This is a genomic window from Mitsuokella jalaludinii DSM 13811 (assembly GCF_000702905.1).
GTDB classification, from domain to species: Bacteria; Bacillota; Negativicutes; order Selenomonadales; family Selenomonadaceae; genus Mitsuokella; species Mitsuokella jalaludinii.
Map to the genome: position 1 here is coordinate 382416 of NZ_JNKR01000001.1, position 26141 is coordinate 408556.

24 protein-coding genes are annotated in these 26141 nt (G+C 58.6%); 5 read left to right on the top strand and 19 right to left on the bottom strand.

What is annotated here, in order from left to right; genetic code table 11:
• Window positions 1-14: 14 nt before the first annotated feature.
• From holB to rsmH, 5 genes are all read right to left on the bottom strand, one after another.
• Window positions 15-1025, bottom strand: coding sequence for a DNA polymerase III subunit delta' (gene holB / locus T518_RS01800; protein WP_051652147.1), 1011 nt, complete (start codon window positions 1023-1025; stop codon window positions 15-17).
• Window positions 1026-1148: 123 nt separating this feature from the next.
• Window positions 1149-2405: a PucR family transcriptional regulator gene (locus tag T518_RS01805; protein WP_036374212.1), complete on the bottom strand. Its 1257-nt coding sequence runs from the start codon at window positions 2403-2405 to the stop codon at window positions 1149-1151.
• A 121-nt stretch (window positions 2406-2526) separates the two neighbouring features.
• Complete coding sequence (locus tag T518_RS01810) at window positions 2527-3252, bottom strand: phosphatase PAP2 family protein (RefSeq protein WP_248617133.1); 726 nt, start codon at window positions 3250-3252, stop codon at window positions 2527-2529.
• A gap of 46 nt (window positions 3253-3298) precedes the next feature.
• Window positions 3299-4195: an NAD(P)/FAD-dependent oxidoreductase gene (locus tag T518_RS01815; RefSeq protein WP_081828380.1), complete on the bottom strand. Its 897-nt coding sequence runs from the start codon at window positions 4193-4195 to the stop codon at window positions 3299-3301.
• Window positions 4196-4343: 148 nt separating this feature from the next.
• On the bottom strand, window positions 4344-5435 hold the full coding sequence (gene rsmH, locus T518_RS01820) for a 16S rRNA (cytosine(1402)-N(4))-methyltransferase RsmH (RefSeq protein ID WP_036374214.1): 1092 nt from the start codon (window positions 5433-5435) through the stop codon (window positions 4344-4346).
• Window positions 5436-5659: 224 nt separating this feature from the next.
• Between rsmH and T518_RS01825 the strand changes: the two genes are divergently transcribed.
• A complete protein-coding gene (locus T518_RS01825) occupies window positions 5660-6967 on the top strand; it encodes a dicarboxylate/amino acid:cation symporter (RefSeq protein ID WP_036374217.1) in 1308 nt (435 codons plus the stop codon).
• Between the two features lie 75 nt (window positions 6968-7042).
• On the opposite strand, the gene T518_RS11320 is transcribed toward T518_RS01825, so the two are convergent.
• The 12 genes from T518_RS11320 to T518_RS01885 all read right to left on the bottom strand — a co-directional run bounded on the left by T518_RS11320 (window position 7043) and on the right by T518_RS01885 (window position 20050).
• Window positions 7043-7882: an RsiV family protein gene (locus tag T518_RS11320; RefSeq protein WP_051652134.1), complete on the bottom strand. Its 840-nt coding sequence runs from the start codon at window positions 7880-7882 to the stop codon at window positions 7043-7045.
• Window positions 7883-7987: 105 nt separating this feature from the next.
• Window positions 7988-8461 carry an SsrA-binding protein SmpB gene (smpB, locus tag T518_RS01835; protein ID WP_036374220.1) on the bottom strand — a complete coding sequence of 158 codons (474 nt, stop codon included), beginning with the start codon at window positions 8459-8461 and terminating at the stop codon, window positions 7988-7990.
• A 28-nt stretch (window positions 8462-8489) separates the two neighbouring features.
• A complete protein-coding gene (gene rnr / locus T518_RS01840) occupies window positions 8490-11189 on the bottom strand; it encodes a ribonuclease R (protein WP_036374222.1) in 2700 nt (899 codons plus the stop codon).
• 56 nt (window positions 11190-11245) lie between these two features.
• Window positions 11246-12028, bottom strand: coding sequence for an alpha/beta hydrolase (locus tag T518_RS01845; RefSeq protein ID WP_036374224.1), 783 nt, complete (start codon window positions 12026-12028; stop codon window positions 11246-11248).
• A 63-nt stretch (window positions 12029-12091) separates the two neighbouring features.
• Window positions 12092-12304, bottom strand: a complete 213-nt coding sequence (secG, locus tag T518_RS01850; RefSeq protein ID WP_005841344.1) for a preprotein translocase subunit SecG — start codon at window positions 12302-12304, stop codon at window positions 12092-12094.
• Window positions 12305-12495: 191 nt separating this feature from the next.
• Window positions 12496-12705: a hypothetical protein gene (locus T518_RS01855; RefSeq protein WP_036374228.1), complete on the bottom strand. Its 210-nt coding sequence runs from the start codon at window positions 12703-12705 to the stop codon at window positions 12496-12498.
• 191 nt (window positions 12706-12896) lie between these two features.
• Entirely contained in the window at window positions 12897-14324 is a 1428-nt protein-coding gene (gene pyk, locus T518_RS01860; protein WP_036374230.1) for a pyruvate kinase, read from the bottom strand.
• A gap of 346 nt (window positions 14325-14670) precedes the next feature.
• Window positions 14671-15267: a cytidylate kinase-like family protein gene (locus T518_RS01865; RefSeq protein ID WP_036374234.1), complete on the bottom strand. Its 597-nt coding sequence runs from the start codon at window positions 15265-15267 to the stop codon at window positions 14671-14673.
• A gap of 233 nt (window positions 15268-15500) precedes the next feature.
• Complete coding sequence (locus tag T518_RS01870) at window positions 15501-16511, bottom strand: Gfo/Idh/MocA family protein (protein WP_036374237.1); 1011 nt, start codon at window positions 16509-16511, stop codon at window positions 15501-15503.
• 66 nt (window positions 16512-16577) lie between these two features.
• Entirely contained in the window at window positions 16578-17399 is an 822-nt protein-coding gene (locus tag T518_RS01875; protein ID WP_428829224.1) for a sugar phosphate isomerase/epimerase family protein, read from the bottom strand.
• Between the two features lie 180 nt (window positions 17400-17579).
• Window positions 17580-18485: an AraC family transcriptional regulator gene (locus T518_RS01880; RefSeq protein ID WP_051652135.1), complete on the bottom strand. Its 906-nt coding sequence runs from the start codon at window positions 18483-18485 to the stop codon at window positions 17580-17582.
• A 158-nt stretch (window positions 18486-18643) separates the two neighbouring features.
• Window positions 18644-20050 (bottom strand): sugar porter family MFS transporter, encoded by a 1407-nt coding sequence (locus T518_RS01885; RefSeq protein WP_036374240.1) that lies wholly within the window; start codon window positions 20048-20050, stop codon window positions 18644-18646.
• A 269-nt stretch (window positions 20051-20319) separates the two neighbouring features.
• On the opposite strand from T518_RS01885, the gene T518_RS01890 reads away from it, so the two are divergent.
• A complete protein-coding gene (locus T518_RS01890) occupies window positions 20320-21165 on the top strand; it encodes a helix-turn-helix transcriptional regulator (protein WP_036374242.1) in 846 nt (281 codons plus the stop codon).
• Window positions 21166-21227: 62 nt separating this feature from the next.
• Here T518_RS01890 and T518_RS01895 read toward each other — a convergent pair whose 3' ends face one another.
• Window positions 21228-22391, bottom strand: coding sequence for a Gfo/Idh/MocA family protein (locus tag T518_RS01895; RefSeq protein ID WP_036374246.1), 1164 nt, complete (start codon window positions 22389-22391; stop codon window positions 21228-21230).
• A 120-nt stretch (window positions 22392-22511) separates the two neighbouring features.
• A complete protein-coding gene (locus T518_RS01900; protein WP_036374249.1) occupies window positions 22512-23438 on the bottom strand; it encodes a TIM barrel protein in 927 nt (308 codons plus the stop codon).
• A gap of 459 nt (window positions 23439-23897) precedes the next feature.
• Between T518_RS01900 and T518_RS01905 the strand changes: the two genes are divergently transcribed.
• From T518_RS01905 to T518_RS01915, 3 genes are all read left to right on the top strand, one after another.
• Window positions 23898-24818, top strand: a complete 921-nt coding sequence (locus tag T518_RS01905) for a sugar phosphate isomerase/epimerase family protein (RefSeq protein ID WP_036374251.1) — start codon at window positions 23898-23900, stop codon at window positions 24816-24818.
• Window positions 24819-24834: 16 nt separating this feature from the next.
• Entirely contained in the window at window positions 24835-25155 is a 321-nt protein-coding gene (locus T518_RS01910) for a PTS sugar transporter subunit IIA (RefSeq protein ID WP_036374255.1), read from the top strand.
• A 265-nt stretch (window positions 25156-25420) separates the two neighbouring features.
• Window positions 25421-26122 carry a YczE/YyaS/YitT family protein gene (locus T518_RS01915; RefSeq protein WP_051652136.1) on the top strand — a complete coding sequence of 234 codons (702 nt, stop codon included), beginning with the start codon at window positions 25421-25423 and terminating at the stop codon, window positions 26120-26122.
• The last annotated feature ends 19 nt before the right edge of the window (window positions 26123-26141 follow it).

Here is a 26141-nt window from a genome sequence, read left to right on the forward strand (position 1 = left end):
TCCTCCTAAATATATCAAAGCGTGCGCAACGCGATATCGCGCGCACGGATCAAGAAGCCTTCCATCAGAAGGCGCAGATTGACATTGGCCTGCAGGCGCTTCTGCACCTCGCGCAGCTCTCCGAGCAGCGCGAAGACAATGTCCTCCGGATAGCGCGGCAGGAGCTCCAGGAGCTTCGCGCGGATATCCGCATGGTACAAGAGCGCGCTGCCTCCGTCCTCAGCCAGGACGAGAAGATCGCGCAGCATCATGTTGAGATACAGGAACCATTCCCGCAGCGCCTCGCGGTCGCGCGCGCCCATATCGCTGGCGAGCGACCAGACGCGCTCCATGTCGAAGGACGGCAGCTGCGTCAAGAATTCCAGCACCTCGCCGCGCAGGTGCAGGCCTTCGTGCTCGTGAAGCATCAGGGCTCGCCCGGGGCTGCCATCCGACAGAGCGGCGAGTTCCGCGGCCTCCTGCTCTGGCACGCCGCGGTCCAGCAGCACCGGCTTCATCTCCTGCGGCGTGAGCATGCCGAAGGCCATGGGCATGCAGCGCGAGAGGATTGTGTCGAGCAGGGCACTGCGCGCACTCGTGACCAAGATGAAAGTCACGGGGCCTTCCGGCTCCTCGATCGTCTTCAGCAGACTATTCTGCGCCGCTTCATTCATGCGGTCCGCCTCATCGATGAGGACGACGCGCTGCTTGGCGAGCACGGGATAGCGTGAAACCTGCGTCTGCATGGAGCGGATGGCCTCGATGCGGATCTGGGCCGCCGATTTGCCATTCTGCTCTGGCACGACTTCGAGGTAGTCGGGATGCGAGCCGAGCTGCATCGCCCGGCAGGACTCACAGTGGCCGCAGGGGCCTTCCTGCGAGTCGCAGAGTATGGCCGCAGCGAGCACATGGCCGAGCATGCGCTTGCCGATGCCGTCAGGGCCCGCAAAGAGCAGGGCATGCGGCAGGCGCCCCTCGCGCAGCATCGTGCGCAGAGATGCCTTCTGCCCCGCATGACCCGAAATCGCATCCCATCGCAGTCCCATCTCGATTGCCTCCTTCACACGCTTCTCGGCCTTCTGGTCAAGGTAGAGTCATTCTTCTCATTATATCGTCGCCACGTTTTTTTCGCAATGGCGGAGTTCAAAAGCACATGGCTTTACGCGGCTTCAATGACCGGTGGCAGCCTCACTGCTGTGCAGCTTCTCGTGCACCCTGCCGACGTAGCCGCCTGGCAGGATGTGCATGTCGACGAGGATCTCCTGTACGCGCAAGGCCGCATAGAGATTGAAGCGCACATCGGGGTCACGGAGGTCGAGCATGAGCAGCTGCTCGATCTTCTCGCAGCGGTAGCGCACCGTGTTGGCGTGGATGAAGAGGTCGGCTGCCGTTGCTGAGTAGTTGAAGTTCGTCTCCAAGAGCAGTTTGAGCGTCACTAAGAGATCCGCGTCATTCTCGCCGTCGTAGTCGAGCAGACGCCCGAGCGCCGAGCGGCAGAAGGCAAAAGCTGACTCCACGCCGCCCGAGAAGATATTGCTGATGATGCCGCAGTCCTCGTAGCAGCGGAAAAAGCCGTGCTCATGCTTCGTCCGGCCGTAGGACAGCGCCAGGCGCGCCTCCTGATAGCTCTTCTGGATCTCCGGCAGCACGTGCGGATCGCCGAGCCCGCAGTCGAGCCGGACCTGATGGCGCTTCGAGAAATCCTGCTGCCAGTCATGCAGGAGATCCTGCATGACCTTCGCATGCTCGCAGAGCGCCTGGTCGGCGATGCGGTCGACGTCCGGCATGATGACGAGGCCCCTGCCGTTCCAGGTCAAGGGGCAGAGGATGACATCTGTGTAGCGGTGCGCGAGCTGCGCGAGGCTCCCCTTGAAGTCCACCTCCATCTCCGAGACGGAGCGGTCCTCGAACTCGACGAGCATCACGCGGTACGCCTGGCTCTCATCGAGATGGATGCCGTTCCGACGCAGCAGATTCTCGAGGCGGTACTGTATGCCAGAGAACGCATCCGTCAGTATCCCCTCAATGGCACGCTGTATCTCGTTCCCGAGGTCAATCTGGCTGCGCAGGAAATACGCCAGCGCCAGGCGTGCCGGCCTGACCTTCTGAACGAGCTCATCGATGTCCTCTGCCGCCGTGCGGCTGATGAAGAGGAAGAGGCGCAACTCCTCCTGCGGCAGGCTTTCCTGCAACACGAGCAGGCGCCTGTCATGTATGTAATAATACTGTTCGTCTTGAAAAGATGGCATATGGCAGAGGATCTTGCGGATGGATTCCGCCACGGGAATCCGCTCCGGATAGAACTCCCTGCCATTCCCCGTGACCAGCAGGATTGGCTTGCTCAGAATCTTCTTTAAATATTGGCCGAGTCCGTCCGCGCCCTGAACGATACTCGTCTGCAACAGCTCATATGACTTTTGATCCAAAGTATGTTCACCCTTTTCCAAAACCTTTCCTTTCATTATAGCACAGGATTTCCTCTGAGCAGAATAGGTATCCAGCAAAAAAGCAGTGCAGCCTCGTGGACTGCACTGCTGAAAACAAGATTCATTTTTTCGTTTTGGCCTTGTCCTGATGCGGCAGATAGCGGTCAAACAGCGCAATGATGCGGTCCGATGCCGGTGTCAGGAGCATCCAGCTCAGGACGATGCTGCAGATGGAGCCGGAGCCGACGACGACATCCGTCAGCCAGTGTGCCCCCGACATGATGCGCGGCATCGAGAAGACGATGACGACGAACAGGCTCGCCGCGAAGGCCTTCTTGCCGAAATAGCGCAGCATGTAAAAGGTGAAGATCAAGAGCATCATGCCGTGGTCGCCTGGAAAGCTCGTGCTCGACCAGTCCTTGGCCGGCCAGCCCGTGAGCTCGGAGACACGCAGCACGGGCACCCCCTGCAGGGTGAAGAACTTCGTCGCGCTCGGCCGCTCAAAGCCGAGCATCATGTCGAACTGCTTCGCGATCACAGCCGTCACGAGCATCGTCAGGCCGATGCAGAGCATCCAGCGCCTGCCCTTGGCATCCTGCTGGCGGTAGTAGTGGTAGAAGATTCCCAGCATGAAGAGGAAGGCCACTGCATCGAACGGGCGCAGATTCGTGAAGGCCACCAGATAGAGCAGGGCCTGGCTCTGCCCGATCAAATGATTGAAGAAGAAAAAGACCGAGCTGTCGAGTCCATACCAGAAGCCCGTCTGCCCCGGAAGCAGCCAGCTCGCGAAGAGCAGGATACCGAAAATCGTGAAGCCCAGGACACCGAGCCATCGTTTTGTCGTCAAGAAATCATCCTTCTTTCTCGTAAAACCATCGTATCATCATGTGCCATCACTTGGCATTGCGCTTGCTGCGCACATAGCGCAGCGCGGAGAGACCGGCCTCGGCCCCCTCATGAACGGCCTTGGCCACCTGCAGCAGACCGCCCGTGCAGTCACCTGCCGCAAAGAGGCCCGGCACATTCGTCGCCTGATGCACGTCCACCTTGACATCGGCACCGTCGAGCATGGCACCGATCTTGCGCGCCAGCTCCGAGCTGCCCGCCGTGCCGATGGCGAGGAAGAGCCCGTCGAGCGGCAGCACTTCGCCGTCTGCAAAGCGCACGCGCTCGACGCGCCCCGCGCCTTCCGCGGCTGCGATCTTGCCATCGCATACTGCCACATCATCGGGCACCTCCGCCGTCAGCGGCTCGCCGTTCGTCAGCAGCGTAACCATCTCGGCATGCGGCAGCAAGACCTGTGCTTCATGCACGGCATACTCGCCCGAACCGATGACGGCGACTTTCTTGCCGCGGTAAAAAAAGGCATCGCAGATGGCGCAGTAGCTCACACCCTTGCCCTCGAATTCTGCTATCCCCGGTATCGGCAGCGTGCGGCGCGAAGCACCGGCAGCGAGAACGACGGCCGATGCCTCCCACTCGTGCTGACGGGAGGCAGCCTTGAAGCCGTCGAACGTATCGTTGAAGGAGAGCGCCAAGAGCTCCTCCTCGACGATCTCCACGCCGAGGCGTCTGGCACCTGCCGCGCCGCGGCGCAGGAGCTCCTTGCCGGAGATAGGCTCAGCAAAGCCGTAGTAATTCTCGATTTTCTCCGCCTTAGAGAGGCCGCCCGTCTCAATGCCCTTTGTCACGACCGTCACAGAGAGGCCGCCGCGCCTCGCATAGAGCGCTGCTGAGATGCCCGCAGGGCCTGCGCCAATCACCAAAAGATCTGTCTTCTCCATCGTCATCCAGGAACTTCCTTTCTTGCTTTCTTTCTTGCTTTTCTCAATCTCATTTTTCGGTTCCATCATAGTCCATCGTCCGCCATGCGGACGTTTATCCGTCCAGTATAGCAAGTGTCAGGCGCGAAGTCCGTGAGCCAGTCACAAGCGCGGCTCACTCGGCGCGGATGGCCCAGCGCAACTTCGTCGAGTGCGCGCGGCTGTTGTTGTAGCACTCCTCGCGGCTTGGCCGGATGACATCGCGCGCGATGTCCTGGTAGATGCCCTGCTGGTGGAACGCCTTGAACGCCTTCTTGACGATGCGGTCCTCGCCCGAGTGGAACGTCAGGATGGCGGCGCGCCCGCCCGGTGCCAGCGCGAACGGCAGCTTCTCCATGAACTCGTAGAGGACTTCGTACTCGTGGTTGACATCGATGCGCAGGGCCTGGAAGACGCGGGCACTGCTCTTGCGGATGACGTCGCGTCGATCAGGCTGCCTGCCGTCCGCGCCGCGCTGCAGGCGCACCTTCTCGAGAGCCGCCTCGATCACCGCGTAGAGCTCCCGCGTCGTGCGGATGGGCCGACGCTTCTCTGCGCGGACAATCTGGCGCGCGATCTCCTCGGCATACGGCTCATCGGCGTTCTCCTGCATCATGCCGACGAGCTCAGCCTGCGTCATCTCGCGCAGGCGGTCCGCTGCCGAGATGCCCGCCTGCTGGTTGAGGCGCAGGTCGAGCGGGCCGTCCGACTTGTAGGTGAAGCCGCGCTCCGGATTGTCGATCTGCATGGAGGAGACGCCGAGGTCGGCTAGCACGAAGTCAAAAGGGCCGGCCTCCTCTACTAGCTTGTCGATCTCGCAGAAGTTCATCAGGCGGCGTTCCCAGATCTCAGGTCCATAGCCCTTCGCGCGGATGCGCGCCTCCGTCTTGGCCGACTCGATCGGATCGACATCGCCGCCGTAGAGGTGCCCTCTGCCCTCGAGCTTCTCGAGCATCGCCATCGTGTGGCCGCCGTAGCCGAGCGTCGCGTCAAAGCCGCGCTCACCCGGCTTTATCGCGAGAATCGCGAGGATCTCCTCGACCATGATGGGGATGTGCGTGCCAGCCGGCGTATTCCCCTTGGCGCGCACGTGAGCGATCTCCTCCCCGTACTTCTCCGGGTTGAGCTCCTTGTATTTCTCCGCGAAGTGGCGCGGATAGCGCCCGCTGTAGTGGATGCGCCGCTTGTGCACTTTCTCCTGCTGCTTGTTTTCGTCCTGTCCTTCCATATCATCCGCCTCTCTTTCTATCTTTCTCTTTTCTCTGTCATGTGATACTATGGTCCAGTATAGCAATGACATTTCCACTCTGTCAAAGGCACGATTGCCAAAATGGTGATTTTCACTCTTGACAGGCCGCCGCAATCCATCTATAATGTATCACATATTAATCATATATGCTTTACAAGCACTTAGCCATCATCCACGATTGAATCAACGAAAGAAGGTATATCATGGCAAATCCCAATAAAGATTCCGTCGACCTCGCAAAGGACGAGGCCCTGCGCCAGCGCAAGGGTGGGCAGGCCAAGCAGATGGTCCTCTGGTTCGCCGCTCTGATCGTCGGCGCCATCCTCGGTTGGCTGCAGGTACCTGCGCTCAACGAGCTCTTCAACTTCGTAGCCACGGTCTTCACGCGCCTGTTCCAGTTCATCGCCGTGCCGACCATCGCGCTTGCCGTCATCACGACGCTCTCGGCGCTCGGCGCCAAGAAGGACACGGGCCGCATCTTCGCGCACGCCGTCACCTACACGCTGCTGACGACGATTGCCGCCGCTTCCATCGGCCTCATCCTCTACCTCTGGATTGCACCGGGTAATCTGCCGGCTGACCTCATCGGCGCCGGTACCTCGGACGTCCCGATGCAGAAGCTCGGCTCCCTCTCCTACTACGACCACTTCCTCTCGGTCATCCCGAACAACATGCTGCAGCCGTTCCTCGCCGGCAATGTCCTGTCCGTCATGCTGATTGCCGCGGCCGTCGGCCTCGCGCTCGCCTTCATGCCGAAGACGGAGAACCGCGCCGTGCTCCTCAAAGGCATCCACGGCCTGCAGGAACTCCTCTTCACGCTGATCCGCGCCCTGCTCTGGGCTCTTCCGGCTGGCATCCTCGCCTTTGCCGCACAGCTCTCCTCGCAGATTGAAGCAGGCGTCATCGTCGGTGCACTCGGCAAGTACACGCTCGTCGTACTCGGCGGCAACTTCATCCAGTTCTTCCTCGTCATCCCGCTCTTCCTGCTGGCGCGCGGCCTCAACCCGCTCTACGTCTTCCGCAAGATGGCACCCGCTATCGCGGTCGCCCTCTTCACGAAGAGCTCGGCTGGCACGCTGCCGGTCACGCTCGCTTCCGCAGAAGCGCACCTCAAAGTCAATCCGCGCGTCTCGCGCTTCGTCCTGCCGATCTGCACGACGATCAACATGAACGGCTGCGCAGCCTTCATCCTCGTCACGTCGCTGTTCGTCATGCAGAACGCCGGCTTTGACCTCTCGATCGGCACCATGATCACGTGGCTCTTCGTCGCCGTCCTCGCCGCCATCGGCAACGCCGGCGTCCCGATGGGCTGCTACTTCCTGACGCTCTCGCTCATGAGCTCCCTCGGCGCACCGCTCGGCCTCATGGGTGTCATCTTGCCGATCTACACGATCATCGACATGATCGAGACGGCCGAGAACGTCTGGTCCGACTCCGCCGTCTGCGCGATGACCGACCACGACCTCCAGGGCAAGATCGAAGATTCCCGCGGCGAAGCCGTCGAGGCCTGAGCCCGTAAAAAAAGTCCCATCCATCAGATACTGCTATCTGATGGATGGGATTTTTTCATTTTTCATGCACGCATATCAGCGCGCCTTGAAGAGCCCCGGATTTCCCTCGGGCATCAGCGTCAGGATGAAGTCGCCGGCAGCGTACGGTGCGAGCTCGTAGGCGCTGTAGTAGACGCGGATACCGCCTCCGGGCAACATGATCCAGACCGTGGACTGATCCCAGTCGAGGTACGGGTAGATGGACTCAAGTTGCGCGTCGATCGTGCGCCGGAATGTCTCATCTTCGCGCCCCGGATACTGCGCGCGAAACGCCGCCGCCACAGCCGTCAGGAAGGCCCTTCGGCTCGTGACGATATCGCGAAGCGCGATGGGCTCGCCCGTCCGGAGATCCAAATTCCAGCTCTGATAGGCGTGATTCGGATGCGCGCCGCCCGTATAGGACTCCGTGCGCGTGCAGAAACTCAGCACCGCATCGTCGACGCGTCCCCAGCCCGCGATGGCATGGCCCATGTAATACGGCGCATACATCTGGATGCCGTTCTCCTCGGTGAAGTGCACGGCATTCCTGAGCATCTTCTCGTCGCCTGCCCAGCGCGTGCGCTCCGCATCATTCCAGCGCGCTAGCGACCGGCGCAGCGCATGGCTTGCCCCAGGCTTTGCGGCCAGTTCAAGGTATTTGCCTGTGTGGAGCTCCCTGCCCTGATAGTCCCTGAGTGCCACATTGTGCTGGCGCACTGTCACGAGAGCATTCCCAGCAACCTCTTGGATATGCTCCTGCCTCTCGGCCGCTGCCGATGCTGCCTCAGCGGCCTGCAAGCAATCTGGCACAGCGCTGACCGCCGAGATCACGCTGCCCGCACCGACAAGCAAGGCGATGGCCAGCGTGCGACCAAGTTTTTCCCCCATATCTTTCATGATAATCACCTCTTCTCAACATACATACTTCCTTACTGAGTAATTCGCGCTACTGACAAAAAACTCCTGCCGGCCCCGCAAATGCGGAGCGGCAGGAGTTTTTTGTCAGTAGCGCTGGCGATCCTTGAGCGCGCGCTCGATCTCGCGCTTGGCGGCCTTCTCGTGGAGGTCCTGGCGCTTGTCGTAGTTGTGCTTACCGGAGGCCAGTGCAATCTCCATCTTGGCCCGGCCGTGCTTGAAGTAAATCTTGAGCGGCACGAGCGTGAAGCCCTTCTCGCGGGTCTTAGCGAAGAGCTTCACGATCTCGGCCTTGTGCATCAGGAGCTTCCTGCGGCGCAGGGGATCGTGGTTGAAGATATTGCCCTGGTCGTACGGGCTGATGTGGAGATTCTCGACGAAGAGCTCGCCATCCTGGATGCTCGCATAGCTGTCCTTGAGGTTGGCGCGGCCTGCGCGCAGGGACTTCACTTCTGTTCCCTGCAGCGCGATGCCGGCTTCGTATGTCTCGTGTATGAAGTAATCATGGCGTGCCTTGCGGTTCTCGCAGACCGTCTTGATACCTGCATTCTTTCTTCCCATTTATCTCACCTGAGTGGTTTCATTGGTCTTATTTATTGGACGTCGTGCCGCCCTCTGTCTTGCGGTGCGGGCGCGGGCGGTGCTTCGGGGCGGCCTTCGCCTTCTCGGCGCGCGCCTCCTCGCGCAGCTTGCGCTCATGGTATCCCGGCGGGTCCGGCCAGACGGCGCTGTTGAGGCCCGTCACCGTGACGCGATGGTAGTCGCGCTCCCCGCGGCCGTTCTCGCGGTCACGGCGCTCCTGGCGGTTACCGGAACGCTCCCTGCCCTTGCCGTGATCGCGCTCGCGTTTCTCACGCTTCTCGCGCGGGGCGCGGCCATGGTCCGGGCGCGAGAGCTTCTCGCCCGAGGCGCCGCGGTTCTTCTTGCCGTGGCTGCGCTTCTTCTTCGGCTTCTCCTCGCCCTCTGCTGCTGGCAAATCCGCGATGATGTCGTCGACGGGACGGCGTGCCGGACGCTTCTTGACCTCCTGGCGGCCGCCCTTGTCCGCCTTGCCGTTCTTGTCGTTCTTATCGACCTTGTCGGTCTTCGCCGGCTTCGGCCCCTTATTGCGGCCGCCGCGCACGGCATTCCTCATCGCGAGCGGGTCATAGGCGCCGTTGTCCTTGAGCACGAAGTCGAGATTGCGCTCTTCGACATTCGCGCGCACGAGCAGGACTTCGACCTCATCGCCGAGGCGGTACGCCTTATTCGTGCGCTCGCCGACCATCGCGAACTGCTCTTCGCGGTACTCGTAGTAATCGTTGACCATCGTCGAGACGTGGACGAGTCCCTCGACGCCATTGTCGAGCTCGACAAAGATGCCGAAAGCCGTGACACCGCTGATGATGCCGGTGAACTCCTCGCCGACGAACTGCGCCATGTACTCGATCTTCTTCATGTCCGTCGTCTCGCGCTCCGCTTCGATCGCGATGCGCTCGCGCTCCGAAGCGTGATCGGCGATCTCCGGCAGCATCGTGCGAAGCTTCGCCTGGCGCTCAGCCGGGATGCTGCCCGTCGCGAACGTCTCGCGCAGCAGGCGGTGCACGATGAGATCCGGATAGCGGCGAATCGGCGAGGTGAAGTGCGTGTAGTAACGCGCGGCCAAGCCGAAGTGGCCGAGGCTCATGTCGCTGTAGCGCGCCTGCTGCATCGAGCGCAGGGCCACCGTGCTGATGATGCGCTCCTCCGGCTTGCCCTTGACCTTCTCGAGCACCTGCTGGACGTCCATCGGCTTGATGTCACCCGTCTCCGACTGGTGGACGAAGAGGCCGAAGGCGCCGAGCAGGCTGTTGAGGCGCTCGATCTTCTCATCCGACGGCTGCTCGTGCACGCGGTACATGAACGGCTGCTGCTTCGTGTCCATGTGACGCGCCACCGTCTCATTGGCGATCAGCATGCACTCCTCGATGATGGACTCCGCCAGCGAGCCCTCGCGCTTGATGAGCGCGACGGGATGGCCCTTGTCGTCGAGCTTGACCTTGACCTCCGGCACATCGAAATCAATGGAGCCGCGGCGATGCCGCTTGGCCTTGAGAACATGGCGCAGTGCTTCAAGCGTCTCGAGCATCTCGCGGATGTCCTGGTTGTCCGAGAGGAACGGCTCTGCCTTGTCGACGAGGACCTTGTTGACAATGTTGTAGGTCAGACGGCGGTAGACGTGGATGACAGTCGGCACGATCTCGTAGCTCGTGACCTCGCCCTCCGGCGAGATCTGCATCTCACAGGCCATCGCGAGGCGGTCGACGCCGGCGTTGAGGCTGCAGATGCCATTGCTGAGCTCCTTCGGCAGCATCGGGATGACGCGGTCGACGAGATAGACACTCGTGCCGCGCTCGCGTGCCTCGCGGTCGAGCGGCTGATTCTCACGCACATACCAGCTGACATCGGCGATGTAGACGCCGAGGAAGAAGGAACCGTCCGGATTGCGGCGCGCAAAGACGCCGTCATCGAGGTCCTTCGAATCCTCGCCATCGACCGTGACGATCGGCAGGTCGCGGCGGTCGCGGCGGCCTCTGTACTCCTCCGGCGAGGGCTCCTGCTCCACGTTATCGGCTGCCTCCTGCACGTCCTCGGGGAACGTCTCCGAGAGGTCGTACTGGCGCATGACCGAAAGAACGTCGACGCCCGGGTCGCCGACCTTGCCGAGCACCTCGATGACCTTGCCCTCCGCATTGCGGCGGCGGTCCGGCCACTTCGTGATCTCGACGACGACCTTGCTGCCCGTCTTCGCGCCGCGGAAGGCCTTCTTGGGCACGAAAATATCCTGGCTGAGCTTCGTGTTGTCCGGCGTCACGAAGCCGAACGTCTTGCTGCTCTCGAAGGTGCCGACGATCTTCTCGTTCGCGCGCTCGAGGATGCGGATGATCTCGCCCTCGCGCGAGCGCCCTTCCTCCTGAGCTGGTGTCACGCGGGCGACGACGCGGTCGCCGTGCATGGCTGTATTGAGGTCTGCGCCCGGCACGAAGACATCCGTCTCCTCTTCGGAATCGCGCACATCCGGGATGATGAAGCCAAAGCCCTTGGCCGTCATCGAGAGGCGGCCGACGACGAGGTGCATGCGGCTCGGGATGCCGTAGAGGTCGCTGCGATTCTTGATGATCGCGCCCTCTTTTTCCAATTCTTCAAGCGCTGCATCGAACTGTACGAGGTCCTCCGGCGTCAGCTGCATCCCGTCGGCCAGCTCCTCGGCCGGCAGCGGGCGGTACGCCTCTTCATGCATGTACGCTAAAATTCGTTCTTTTAAATCCATACTCTTTTCTCCAACAATCTGTCTATCCGTTTCTTCTCATCAGGTCTTTGCCTGTTCTATCGATCCGCTTCTGCCCCGCCGCCGGCAAGCGCCCCGATAAAAGCGGCCGACTCCGAGAATACGATATCCCTCTCTTCGCCGAGCGGTATCAGGTGGCCCGACGATTTGAGCCAGACGAGCCTCTTCTGCGCGCTGCCCAGATTCTCCCGGATGTAGATGGCGCTCTCCGCATCCGCCGTCCTGTCGTTGAGGCTGTGCAGGATGAGCGCCGGGAGCTTGAGGCCCGGCAGGGCCGCCTTCGTGCGCTCGATGAGCGCGAGCATCTCGTAGACGCCCTCGAGGGGCATGAAGCGGTACGTGTGGTTGACGGCAGGCGGCACATCCCTGAGGCGCCGTCTCGCCTTGGGGACGAACTTGCCGCGGCAGAGCTCGCGCGGCGGCAGCTGTGCGATGCCGCGCTCTTCTGCGATGTAGATGGGCGCCGCCATCGAGATGACGCCGGCGAGGCCCGTATCCCTGCCAGATTTCTCGGCTGCCAGCAGCAGGGCGAGCAGGCCGCCCATCGAATGACCAGCCACGACGATGCGCTCGCACGAGCCCCTGAGCATGGCATAGCCGTCGCGGACTGAATCGAGCCAGTCCTCCGCCGTCATGCGGCTCATGTCCTCGACTGTCGTACCGTGGCCAGCCAGCCGCACGCCGAGGACGGTGCAACCCCGCTGCTGCAAGTACTCCCCCATCATCGAGAGCTCCGCTGGCAGCCCCGTAAAGCCATGGACGAGCAGGACTCCCGTGCTGCCTCCCGGGAGGAAAAAGGGCTCTGCCCCTTCCATGATCATGGCAAGCACCCCCTATGCAAGAAAATTTCCCCTGCCGGAGAGCAGGGGATGATCATCATCATATCAGTTCGTCATACGTGCAATCACGATGGTGATGACCGCAAACAGAATGGCGAAGACGACCGTCACGCGAGCGAGCAACGCGTCCATGCCGCGCGCCTTGCTCGAGAAGACGGTATCCGCACCGCCGCCCATGCCGCCCATGCCGGCGGATTTGGCTTCCTGTCCGAGGATCGATGCAATCAGGATGATGCAGACAATCGCATCGAGTATCATTAAAATGGTAAGCAAAAGATTGGCCCCCTTAAAAATGCGGAATAAATTACTCCTTTATCATACCATACAATGCATTCCCTCCGCAATAAAAATGGCTGAAACCTTTGCTACACAGAGGTTCCAGCCATCTTCATGCTTGTCGTTGTGCGTCCGTTACTGCATCGTATGCCTCATTCCCTTCCCCGCAGCGTTCAGTTGCCCCGCATCTCTGACGAGTTCTCGCTTTTCTGGCGGGAGAGAGGAATGCCATTATAGCACTTACTTGAATATTTTGCGGAAAAATAAACGGTCTTGTCATCTGCTTCAGCCACGACATACGCGCCATGTACCATGTACATGTAATCATCGCTGCAATGGCGACTGCCACCTGGCTTCGGCGTCATCGTATCCAGCCAACCCATAGATACTCCTCCTTTTATTTATTCCAATTCTTTCTTTATTGTATCACATTGTAACAGTATTCTCAATCGTTTTGTAGAATTTTTTTAAGCTGTACAGCCTATCTCTCCGTAGCGGACACAAAAGGCCACCGGCTCTGCCGGTGGCCTCTTCTCGGTCAACGAGATAGACCAGGATATGCGCTATCCTGCAATCAGATCTTGTAGACGCGGATCATGTTCGTGTTGTTGCCGACGCTCGTCTTGCTCTGGAGCTTGATGCCGGACGTGATGATCGTCGTGTCGCCGCGCTTCACGAAGCCGTCCTTGACAGCTGCGGAAACAGCGTTCGCAATCATCTCGTCGACGTCCTTCCACTGCGTGCCGAGGATCGGGTATACGCCCCAACGGAGGTTGAGCTGGCGGACGACCTTCTCATGCGGCGTGTAGGCAACGATAGCTGCTTTCGGACGGTAACGGGATACGATCTTCGTCGTGTAGCCGCTGTCGGTCGGCGTGATGATAGCCGGGACATCGAGCTCGTAAGCCATCTGTACCGTAGCATGTGCGACGGCGCGCGTGCGGCTCTGGCTGTGCTCGAAGCCGCGCTCAACGAAGAGATTCTTGTACTCGAGGGATTCCTCGATGCGGCAAGCGATGCGGTTCATCGTGGAAACAGCCTCGACCGGGTAATCGCCGGAAGCCGTCTCGCCGGAGAGCATGATGGCATCCGTACCATCGAGGATAGCGTTGCCGACATCGGAGACCTCAGCGCGCGTCGGGCGCGGGTTGCGCTCCATGGAGTCGAGCATCTGCGTAGCGACGATGACCGGCTTGCCAGCCTTGTTGCACTTGCGGATGATCTCTTTCTGGATCAGCGGAACGTCCTCGGCCGGAACCTCAACGCCGAGGTCACCGCGAGCGACCATGATGCCGTCGGAGACTTCGAGAATCGCATCGAAGTTCTTGACGCCTTCGAGGTTCTCGATCTTCGGCATGATCTCCATGTGGCCATTGTGCTCCTCGATGAGCTTGCGGATGGCCAGGACGTCCTCCGGACGCTGGATAAAGGAAGCAGCGACGAAATCGAGGTCCTGCTCGCAGCCGAAGATGATGTCCTTCGCATCCTGCTCCGAGATCGGCGGCAGGCCGAGGGATACGCCCGGAGCAGCGACGCGCTTCTTCGTGCTCATCTTGCCGCTGTTCTGGATCGTCGTGATGATGTCCTTGCCGCGGATCTCATCGACCTTGAGTGCTACGAGGCCATCAGAGAGGAGCAGCGTGTCACCCGGCTTGACTTCCGTGTAGAGTCCTTTGTGGTTGACGGAGACATGCGTCTCATCGCCCGGGATGTCCTCATACGTCAGCGTGAACTGATTGCCCTTCTCGAGCATGACCTTGCCGTCCTTGAACTCGCCGAGGCGCATCTCCGGTCCCTTCGTATCGAGAATCAGGGAAATGACCTTGCCGGCCTTCTTGGCAGCCTCGCGCACCATGTTGATGCGGTTGAGGTGCTCTGCGTGGTCACCATGGGAGAAGTTAAAGCGTGCACAGTTCATGCCGTTTGCAATCAGTGCATCGACTACGCCCGGTCTCTCCGTAGCAGGACCCTGCGTGCAGATAATTTTCGTCTTCTTTAACATGTGATAATCCCCACCTATTCTTTTAGTACCCTACTATCTATTCAGACAGATGCCGCCGCGCACCGAACCGCTGCAGCATCATGTCTCGGCCTGTTTCAAAGGGGTTTTCTTGCCCCTGTCTATCCTTATTCTACACTGTTTAACGGCATAAGTAAAACCATTTCCCTCAAAAACTCCTAAAATAAATTTATTCTGAAAAGTCTCTGTCATAATCAAAATTTATTGCTTGTGTTTGCCGCCCTTTGCGCCGACTTCCGTATCAATCCGAAAGAAAAGCGAAGCTGGCCCGCGCGTCCTCACACAAAAAACTGCCGCAGGATGCGGCAGTTCTGAGAGAAGAGACTACTCAGCCTCTCGGGTTCTTCTTGATGTAGTCGAGGATGAAATCTGCTACATCCTCGAGCGCCATGTTCGAGGTGTTGATCATGAGGTCGTAGTGCTCTGGAGCACCCCAGGTCTGGCCCGTGTAGAACTCATAATACTGCTTGCGGCGTTTCTCTTCCTTGTTGAGCTGGTCAAGCGTCGCCCCATTGTAGTCCGTCTTGGCGCGCTGTGCGCGGAAGTCATCATCTGCATAGATGAAGAACGAATAGCAATTCGGCTTGTCCTTGAGGATGTAATCTGCACAGCGGCCGAGGAAGACAGCGCTCTCCTTCTCCGCCACGCCGAGGATGACCTTGGCCTGCTCGATGTACATGCGGTTATGGCGCGCTACGCGCTCATAGCCGTAATCGCCGAGGTTGCCGAGGCAGTTCGACGGCGTGTTGTACGAAAGTTCGACGGCTTCCTTCGGGTCCATGCCCTCCTCGATGTTGTCGGCAGCCATCTCGACGATCTTCTTGTCGTAACGGCGCACGCCGAGTTTCTTGGCCAGGATTTTCGAGACCTCACGGCCGCCGCTGCCGAACTGGCGCGAAATCGTGATCAGCATATGTTTTTCCATGTTTCAATTCCTCCATAAATCGTTATTCAAAAGTAAACATAAGGATTTCCATTGATTTCTCACTTGCAGTATACTACAACCGCACTAAAATTTCCACTGACTTCTGTCCAAAAGAAAAGGCCCGCCAGCCCTCACGGGCGACGGACCAAAGAAACGATTCTTGGAACAGAGAACAACAGTACAAGTAAAAGGGGAAATGAATTTTCAAGGAGTGGGAAAGAGTAGTCGGGAAATCAGGCGTAGAATGCCGGTTTCTCCTTGGCCGGAGTGATCGTCTCGACCTTGCCGCTCGTCTGAGCGCGTACCAGGGCATCTGCCGTGATAGCTGCGAGATAGCCGTCCCAAGCGTTCGGGCCGCCGATGACGCCTTCAGCTGCCTCGTTGACCCAGTTCTGGACCTCTTCGTCATAGGCGCCGTAGAAGCGGACGAAGCAGTCCGTATCGATCGTCTGCGAGATCTGTGCGTTCTTGCGGTACGTCGGATAGAGCGGCTGCGGCATCTCGATGACGCCATCTTCGCAGACGACCTGGCAGTTGATGTCATAACCGAACTTGCAGTTGACGAAGACTTCGTCCTCGACGACAATGCCGCTCTTCGTCTGCAGGATCATGAGCTGCGGATCAGCGAGTTCCGTGTGCGCATACTTCGTGACCTTCGGCATGATGACCTGTGCCGAGACGAAATCGTCGTTGACGAGCCAATGCGTTACATCGATCTCATGGATGGCCGTATCATGGACAGCCATGGCCGTCGTATAGCTGTCCGGTACTTCCGGATTGCGGTGCGTGCAGTGCAGCAGCAGCGGCGAGCCGTACTCACCGGAATCGAGGGCAGCCTTGACCTCGTTGTAGCCCTTGTCGTAGCGGCGCATGAAGCCGAGCTGGATCAGGTGTTTGCCGGATTTGACTTCTGCATCGATGACTTCGAGGCAATCCTCAGCCGTCGTGCAAAGCGGTTTCTCGCAGAAGATGCGCTTGCCAGCCTTGATGGCCATGAGCAGTGCTTCTTTGTGGGCAAAGCCCGGCGTGACGATGAAGACGGCATCGACGGCCGGATCGTTGATGAGGTCGGCTTCGCTCTTGTACTTCTTGCAGTTCGGGCCGGCGATAGCAGCACCCTTCTCGACGAGTGCGTCCACCATATCCGCAACGGCGACAACCTCTGCACCCTGCGTGCGATTCGTCAGACGATCAATGTGGCTTCTGCCCATACCACCGCAACCAATGACACCTACATGTAACATGATGATTCCTCCTCATATATCTTAAAAATGATACTTCTGAATGACTCAGTGACTCAACGACACAGCTCAGAAATTGCGCTTGATGACCGCTTCGGACTTCTCCTTGCCGATGCGATAGACATCTTCCGGGTCCATCTTGTAGTATTCCGGACGGAAGAGCTCGAGCGAGACGACATCTTCCTGCCAGCCGATCTTCTTGAGCGTCTGGAAGATAGCGTCGAGGTCGATGCAGCCATCGCCAGGCCAGACGCGGTCCTCATCGAGCAGCGAGCCGATCGGGAAGTCCTCCGTATCGTTGAGGTGAACGATGAAGATCTTCTTGCCATCTGCCTTGGCGAGGTCTTCGAGCTTCGAGCCCATGCCATGGAAGTGGAAGCAGTCGAGCGTGATGCCGACGTTGTCCATGTCGACGTCCTCGATGACCGACCAAGCTTCACCGAACGTGTTGATGGAAGCAGCCGGATGGCCGATGAACTCGACCGAGATGCGCATGCCGTATTCTGCGGCGATCTCGCCCATCTCCTTGAGGCACTTGACAGCCGACTTGTGGATTTCCTGGCGCGTGACCTTCTTGAGGTCGACCGTCGGCACCGTGATGATCGTCTTGCAGCCAATCTTCTTGCCCCACTCGCACATCTGGCGCAACTCCTGCAGGACTTTCTGGTAATCCTCCGGCGTGCGGTTGTTGAAGAAGCAGAGCGTATTGAAGGCCAGCGGCTTTACCTTGTGGCTCTTGAACCAAGCGGCGAGTTCATCGATCGTGTGGTTCTTGAGGTAGTTCGGGATGCCGTCCATCGTGCGCGGCTCGATCATGTCGTAGCCGTATTTCTCGCAAAGCTCGAGATCCTTTTCAAGACTGGATTTTTCCAGGCAGGTTGCCTGATTCATGCTGAGTTTCATCGCATTCATGCTCCTTTTCTTTATTCTTCAGGATGTTTTCCTCTCACTTGATGGTTTTAGTATACCTCTGTTTTCAGAATATTACTTTCTCGTTCCTGCTCCCTTTCGCCAAAAAAATAACGTGCAAGTCCGATGACTTGCACGTTTCTGCAAAAACGCTCCTGAAGACTAGCTGTTGAGGTGCGGAACCAGTTTATTGAGGTTCTTGAACTGGCGCTCTCCAACTTTGTATTTGCGGTAACTCTGTGGCGACATTCCTGCAAAGCGCTTGAACTGATTGTTGAAGTAGCTGATGTTGTCGTAGCCCACGCGCACGCTGACCTCCGTGATGGAGAGGTCCGTCGTGATCAGCAAGGTCTGTGCCTGGCCGATGCGCCGCCGGATGATGTACTGGATGGGCGGGAATCCGAAGATCTTCTTGAACTGATGCGCAAAGCCCGAGACACTCATATGCGAGCGCTCTGCCAGCTTCTCCACCGTCAGCTCTTCCGTGAAATGACAGTCGATGTAGTCCTTGCAGTCAATCAGCAGACGTTCCTTCTCCTTGGACGGCGGCTGCTTTTCCCGCGGCAGCTGGTAGAGGATGATCTCGACGAGTGCGCGCAGGACTGCCTGCGTGATCTCATCATTCTTCGGCAGATTGCGATCCACTTCTATATAAAGGAGACGGAACAGAGACTCGATCTCCTCCGACAACTCGCCCGCATGAAGGCGCGGCGAGATGCCCCGCTCGATGAGCACGCCTTCGCTCTGTCCGGGCAGGGAGATCCCCGTCACGCCGCAGTTGTAGAACCACAGGCCCTCCTGCGGGTCCGCGCTCTCATCGTGGAATTTTCCCTGATTGTAGACGAGGATATCCCCCTTCTGCACCTCGTAGAGGCGCCGTCCGATCCGGATGTTGCCGCGTCCGCCGCATATATACTGGAGCTCGAGATTGTTCTCATGACAGTGGACCGCCGTCGGGGTCAAGGTCTCCTTGCTGTCGTTGAAGCTCACGTAGACGAGGCGCATGCCCTCCCACGAGAGATGCGGCTCGAGGATATTCTTATTCTGCTTGTAGTAAACGACACCCATTTTTCCCACCTGCTGTCACGTATCTTAATCTTTATTTATATCTTACCATAGTATTTCTCGATTCGACTTGACATATCCTGCAATAAAAAGCACCCCCTACCCGCCGCCGGAGCGGGGAAAGGGGGGTGCTGTACACGCAATGGATTCAGATGGAACGATCAAGCTTTCTCTTCGCAGTGAACGCTCTTCTCACCGTGATGGCGGAAGTCATGCTCGATCTGCTCGAGCGTGCGGCCACGCGTCTCCGGCACGAACTTGTAGACGAAGGCGAGGCCGAGAAGGCCGATGGCCGCAAAGATGAAGAACGTAGCCGAGAGGCCGAACGAGTAGAGCAGCGACGGGAAGGCCGAGCCGATGCAGAAGTTCGTCAGCCAGAGGCAGAGGACGGCGCAGCCCATGCCCATACCGCGGATGCGCAGCGGGAAGAGCTCCGAGAGCAGCAGCCAGGTGACCGGGGAAAGGAAACCCTGCTGGAAGAACAGGAAGGTGACGGTCAGCGAAAGGACGACGAACGGCAGGATCTCGGTGCCGGCGAGCAGATTCGAGAGAACGCCGATCGCGCAGAGGCAGGCCATCGTGCCGATCTGGCCCGTCATGATGAGCGGACGACGGCCGTGACGCGTCATGAGCCACATGCCAAAGATCGTGGCAGCAACGGAGATCGTGCCGTTGGCGATGTTGCCGATCAGTGCGGCTTCCGTCGAGAAGCCGGCCTGCGTCAAGATCTGCGTGCCGTAATACATGATGGAGTTGACGCCAGAAATCTGCTGGCAGATGGAGACGCCCATGCCGATGAAGACGATGCGGCGGATCCAAGGCGTTGCCAGGTCTTTGTAACCAGCCTTGTCGAGATGCTTCTCCGAATCGATGCTGTCCTGGATCTCGTTGAGCTCTGCGATGGCCATGCGCTCATCGCGGATCTTCTTGAGTACCTGCATCGCATCGCTGACACGGCCCTGCAGCAGCAGCCAGCGCGGGCTCTCCGGCATCACGAGCATGCCGAACCAGAGCACGACAGCCGGGATGGATGCGAGTGCGAGCATGTAGCGCCAGATGTGGCCGACCTCGCCGAACGTGACGCCGAGGATAGCGTTGAGGATGAAGGCGAGCAGCTGGCCCGTGACGATCATGAGCTCATTCTGGGTGACCATGCGGCCGCGCCTGTCGGCCGGTGCCATCTCTGCCAGGTAGGCAGGTACCGTGACCGAAGCACCACCGACTGCCAGGCCGAGGACGAAGCGGCAGGCGATGAGGATGCCAGCCGTCGGTGACAGCGAGCAGCCGATGGCTGCGAAGAAGAAGATGACTGCCAGGCAAAGCAGCATCTTGCGGCGTCCCTCAGCATCCGAAAGACGGCCGCCGAAGAACGAACCGATGGCCGCACCGAAGAGCAGGCCACTGGCCACGAAGCCCTCCACTGCCGGAGTCAGGTTCAACTGATCCGGACGGGCCATGAAGGCAAGGGCGCCGTTGATGACGCCGGTGTCATAACCGAAGAGCAAGCCACCGAACGTCGAGACGACTGTGACACGCTTGAGGTATTTGCGATGAGATGATTCCGCCATGTTACATTTCTCCTCTCAAATTATGTTAGCCGTTCCCACCTCGCAGGAACATCGCTCTTTTTCTTGACAAGTCATATTATAAATGAATTATCAGAAAAATACTTCATTGTTTCTGTCTCGTTTCGTCTTAGAAAACGTTATCTTTCATTGCCTTTTGTATTATTCTGCACGGATATCTGCTGGAATCAAGCGGCCAGTCGATTCTCCTTCAAAAATACACAAAAGCTTGCTAGACTATAGAAAAGACATTGCAGAAAGAAGGTTGTTCCATGGCATTCATCTCGACAAAGTACCGCCCCGTCTTCACAGGCGAGGCCATGCCCCGGCTCACGACGCTCTACCGCGCAGAGACGCTGTACACCTCGATGCCGCGCACGATGCACCGCCATGAGGATGTCGCGGAATTCATCCTGATCACAGAGGGCAGCGGCATCCATATCATCGACGGGCAGCGCTACTACACGCAGAAGGGCGACCTGCTGCTGATCGGTCAGGGCGTCGTGCACGATGAGTCCTCCCCCGCGAATCGCAATCTCTCCATCTACTCTGGAGCCATCCGCAATCTGAGACTGCCTGAGCTGCCCGCCGGGCAGTTCTTGGCGCAGGACGTGCTTCCCGTCCAGAAGACCGAGGAGCTCTTTCCCGCCTTCTGCCATCTGCTCGAGCTCATGTACCGCGGCGCACAGGGCAAGGGCTGCCACCCCGAAGAGAGCATCAATCACCTGCTCTGTGCCCTGCTGCTCCTGACCATGGAAGTGACGAGCCGCAGCATCGTGCTGCCGCCCGAGGAACACAATCTCATGGACGCCGTGCGCAGCCGCCTCGATGCATCGTACGACGAGACCATCACGCTTGCAGCACTCGCCGGAGAATTCCACATCAGCAGCTTCCACCTCGCCCATGCCTTCAAGGCCGCCTACGGCTATGCGCCGCTCCAGTACATCACGCGCCGCCGCATCGGTGAAGCACAGACCCTACTCATCGACACGGCACTGCCCATCACGGAGATCGCCATCCGCACGGGCTACAACAGCTCCAGCTATTTCAACAAGGCCTTCCACAAGATCACCGGCATGTCTCCGCGCGACTACCGCAAGGCATATCGCAAGATATGAGGGCATGCACAAAAAAACCGCTCGAATGAGCGGTTCTTTTTGTTGGGGATATGGCACTTTTATCAGTATTTGACCCAGACAGCACCCTTCTTGGCCGATTCCACGCACTTCTCGACCCACTTGACGCCTTCGGCACCAGCATGGACATCCGGATACCAGAAGTCAGCCTTCTCACCTTTATTGGCCTTCTCCATGGCGATGGCAAAGCGGCGGTAGAGGTTCGACCACGCATCGAAGAGGCCTTCCGTGTGGCCGCCGCTGATGCGGTCCTCCGCACGAGCCGAAGGATAGAGGTAAGCGCCGCCGCGCTCGAGGATGCGGACCGGCTCGCCCTCGATCTCGTACGTCAGCTGGTTTGGGCGCTCGTCGTACCACTCGACAGAAGCCTTCGAGCCGACGATGCGGACTTTCTGGCCGTGCAGGGCGCCGCAGTTGATGGCCGAAGCCCAGCACGTCGCCTGCGCGCCGCCCTTGAGGTTCATGATGACAAACGCGTTGTCTTCAAGCTTGCGCGTCGGGATGAAGGACTTCGTCGTGCACATGAGGCTCTCGATCTCGAAATCAGGAACCATCGTCTCAGCGAGGAAGAGAGGATGCGTGCCGACATCGCCGAGCACGAAGGACGGGCCAGCCTTAGCGGGGTCCATGCGCCAGCGCGCCGCAGCATTCGTCTCTTCGACTGCCGTATTGTAGGCACCGAACGGGAACTGCATCTTGATGAGGCGGATCTCGCCGAGGTCGCCGTGCAGGACCATCTGGCGGGCCTGCTCGATGAGCTGATGGCCGGAATAGCCGTACGTCACACCGACGACGAGCCCTTTGCTGTCAGCCAGATGGACGAGTTCCTCTGCCTGCTCCGTCGTGAAGCAGAGCGGCTTCTCACAGACGGCATGAAAACCGGCTTCGAGCACAGCCTTGCAGACCGCATAATGAAGGCCATTCGGCACGGCAATCGTCACAGCTTCAATGCGGTCCTCAGGGCTGCGCTTTGCCTCTTCCATGAGCATCGTCTTGTAATCCGGGTAGCAGCGTTCCGGCGCTACGCCGAGCTGAATGCCGAAGTCCTTGCCGCGCTCCGGATTGATATCGAAAGCGCCTGCCACGAGTTCAAACGAACGATCGCGCAGGGCGGCGCTCCTGTGGATATAGCCGATCTGGCTGCCGCGGCCGCCGCCGACCATAGCCCAGCGAATCGGGTGATCGAGTACTTTTTCACCATTGATCATGATAAACGCTCCTTTGTCTGAATAAACTCTTGAAATCCATCCCAAAATTCATGATGCCGGCCAGTATCTATAGTTGTCAGGATCATGCGCAGGCCGGCCTGCGTCATCCATCCGATTGGCTCATTCAAAGCCAAGACTGTGCAGGTAGTCGCAGCTGGCCTTGACATCGCGCAGGCTCGTCGCGACGTTGCGCGGATCGCGCTCCTGCTCGACGGTGATGTAGCCATTGTAGTGAATCTCTTCGGTCAACACTTTGTAGATGGCAGGATAGTCGAGCATGCCCGTGCCAATCGGGCACATCGAACCCTTGCCGCAGCCCTCGAAGAAGCGGATGTGCTCCGAAAGGACCTCGTTGTAGACCTTCTCGTCGATATCCTTGAAGTGGATGTAGTCGAGACGGTCTGCGTACTTGCGCAGCCAGGTGACCGGATCCATGCCAGAATACCGCAGATGGCCCGTATCGAGGCAGAGACCTGCAATTTCCTTCGGGATATCGCGTGCGAGCTTGTCGATCTCATCGGCAAATTCGATGTAACCGCCAGCATGCGGATGAACGACGGCCCGGACGCCCCACGAAGCCGCCTTTTCGGCGATGCCCTTGATGTGGCTCATCATGCGGTTCCAGTCTTCATCGCTGAGGCGCGGCGCCCTGTCGCTGTGTCCAGCATTGTAGTCGCGCTCATCGTGGCCCCAGTCCATGACTGTCAGATATGGCGCCGGATAACGCTGCCCCGGCTCCGTCGGCAGCTTGGGCAGTTTCGTGATGATGCCGCAGATATCGTCGACCTGATGAAGGACGTTCTCGTAGTTTCCTTCATCCAACAGGTCATCGAAGATCGTGCCCGCCACGATGCCGATGTTGTTCTTCGCGAGCTCTTCGCTCACGACGTCGATGTCGAGCGGCAGATAGCCGTACGGGCCAAGCTCGATGGCCTTGTAGCCTGCCTGCCCTGCTTCGTAGAGCACCTTCTGCCAAGGTGGCAGATACGGATTCTTGACATCGTCGACGCCCCAGCAGCACGGTGCGCCTGTGATATGGATTGCCATGGATAAATCCTCCCTTTCTTTCCCTGTCGTGTCCCCGGTCGTCTGTTTGACCTTGCACTGTCATTATACGGCGAAACGCCGCCAAATAATTCCACCATGTTGCCTTTGTTGTGGGCAAAAAACTGCCGACTCAGCGCCAAAATAGCACAATCTTGTCTTCTCTCTTATTATCTATCGCTATTGTTTTGACGCGAAAATTTCTTTCAAAAAAATTTTCAAGGTGAAACTTGCACAATCCTGCTGTAGAACTCCGCCTTGTCGAGCGCTCCCCTCCCATAGTTGTACAATCCTGCTAAAACCGCGCCATTACTAGCGTTACGGTGTAGTCGGAACATTCTTGACAACTCGTTTCAGCCATGGTATTTTGTAAGCACAGCAAGAAAACAGCGCAGACCTCCCGCGAGGCTGTGCGGGTCATCCATATTACTTTATCGTGTTTGATGAACTGGAGGGTTTACCATGAAAATCGCATTCGATGTTGATGTACTGTCCAAACAGATGAGCATCAATGACCTCGTCCACCAGGTTGCTGACTGGGGTTACAAATACATTGAGCAGTCCCCGCATCCGCGGATCAATCCCTTCTACAAGCATCCGCTCTTCTCCAAAGAATGTGAAGAGGAATACCGCAAGGCTCTCAAGGAGACGGGCGTCGAGATCTCATCCTTTATCTGCGTCTACCGCTGGTCCGGCCCGACTGAGGAGCAGCGCAAGATGGCCGTCGCCAACTGGAAAAAGATGATTGAGATTGCCGTCAACATGGGTGTCCCCGTCATCAACACGGAGCTCTCCGGCGATCCGAACCAGCAGGAGATCTGCAACGGCATGTGGTTCCGCTCCATGGAAGAGCTGCTGCCGATCATCGAGCGCGAGGGCCTGCGCGTCGAGATCCAGTCGCATCCGTACGATTTCTGCGAACTCAACGATGAGGCCTGCGACATGGTCAAGTCCTTCCGCTCCAAGAACCTCGGCTACGTCTACTCCTCCCCGCACGGCTTCTTCTACGATCAGGGCAAGGGCGATGTACGCCATATGCTCAAGTACGCCGGCGACGAACTCACGCACGTCCTGTTCGCCGATACGTTCAACCAGACGCTCGACTGCCGCTACATCCTCAACCCGCCTTCTCTGAATCAGCGCGGACGCGAGGACGTCAGTGTCCACCAGCACCTCAACCTCGGCATGGGCGATGTCGACTTCGACGGCATCTTCGAGACACTGCGCGAGATGGATTTCGCCAACAAGCAGCTCAAGCCGGACGCTCCGAAAGTCGGCGGCGACAACATCGCCTGCGTCTCCATCTTCGGCTTCCCCGAGAAGATGAACGAGTGGGCTCCAGCAGCACGCGAGCGCATCGAGAATGAACTGCTGAAGAAGTAATAAGGAGGAATTATAAATGGCAAAGACAGAAGATGTGGCATTCGCAATCATCTCGGCGGCCGGTGACGGTCGCGCGAAGGTCGCAGAAGCACTCAAGCAGGCCCGCCGCGGGAACTTCGGTGAGGCAGAGGAATGCCTCAAGGATGCCGACGAGCATCTCCTGAAGGCGCACAAACTCCAGACAGAGGAATTGCTGCAAAAAGAAGCCAGCGGCGAACTCCAGGGTCCGTTCAACGTCCTGATCTCTCATGCACAGGATTACGTCATGACGGGCATGGCCATGAAAGAGATGGCTGTGGAGATCGTCAACCTCTACACGCAGCTGCGCGCCAAGTAATCCCATCTCAGATCTCAGTACAGCGGCATATTCACCCCCGAGAACAAAGCGGACAGGAATTCATCCTGTCCGCTTTTTCTGTACCTCCCCGCCAGAAAGCAGGAATGTCCAGTTTTTACAGCGAATCATTTCAAAGAACACGATAAGACAAGGCTTTGCGGGTTTCACATTTTGCTAGATTGTGAAGGAATTTCTCCAGAAAAACAGGTATGATAGAGTCATCGTTGAGACGTAATCTTTTCTGTGCACCCAGAAGGAGTGTAGCATGATGACATCCCCGCTCATTCTCTATCAGAAGCTCATTGCCGAGGTAAAAAGCAACAGCCAGACCGGTCTTTCCTCCTCTCTGCTGAAGCGTGGTGCGTTCTTTTCCGCAGCAATCAGCTGCATGGCCTGCTCGACCAGTCTGCTGCGCCTGAGCCTTTTCGGCAACGATCCATATTCCTGCATGAACCTCGGCTACAGCCTGCTGACAGGGCTGAGCTTCGGCAGCTGCGTATCGATCTTCAACGTCCTGCTGCTCATCCCGATGCTGACCTGTGGCCGTCGCTACCTGCGCATCGGCACATTCTTATACCTCATCCTGCTGGGGTCCGTATCCGACTTCAGCTACAGCATCTTTGCCCCTGTCCTCGCAGTCCCGGCCAGTGATCTCGCTGCCCGCATCATCCTGTTGCTGAGCGGCATGGCCGTCTCCTGCTTCGGTGTCTCGCTCTACATGTGCCTGAACTTCGGCATGGGACCATACGACGCCTTCAGCTGCATCATCGACGATATGACGCACGGACGCCTGCCCTTCCGCTATGCGCGCATCCTGCTCGACAGCACAGCCGTCATCATCGGCTTCCTGCTCGGCAGTCTCGTGGGCATCGGCACTGTCGTCATGGCACTGGGCATGGGACCTTTGATCAATTTCTTCAACAAGCACATCAACATCCCCATCCTGCGCCGCAACGGCCTCTATTAAGCCCGCCCCCTCCGCTCCC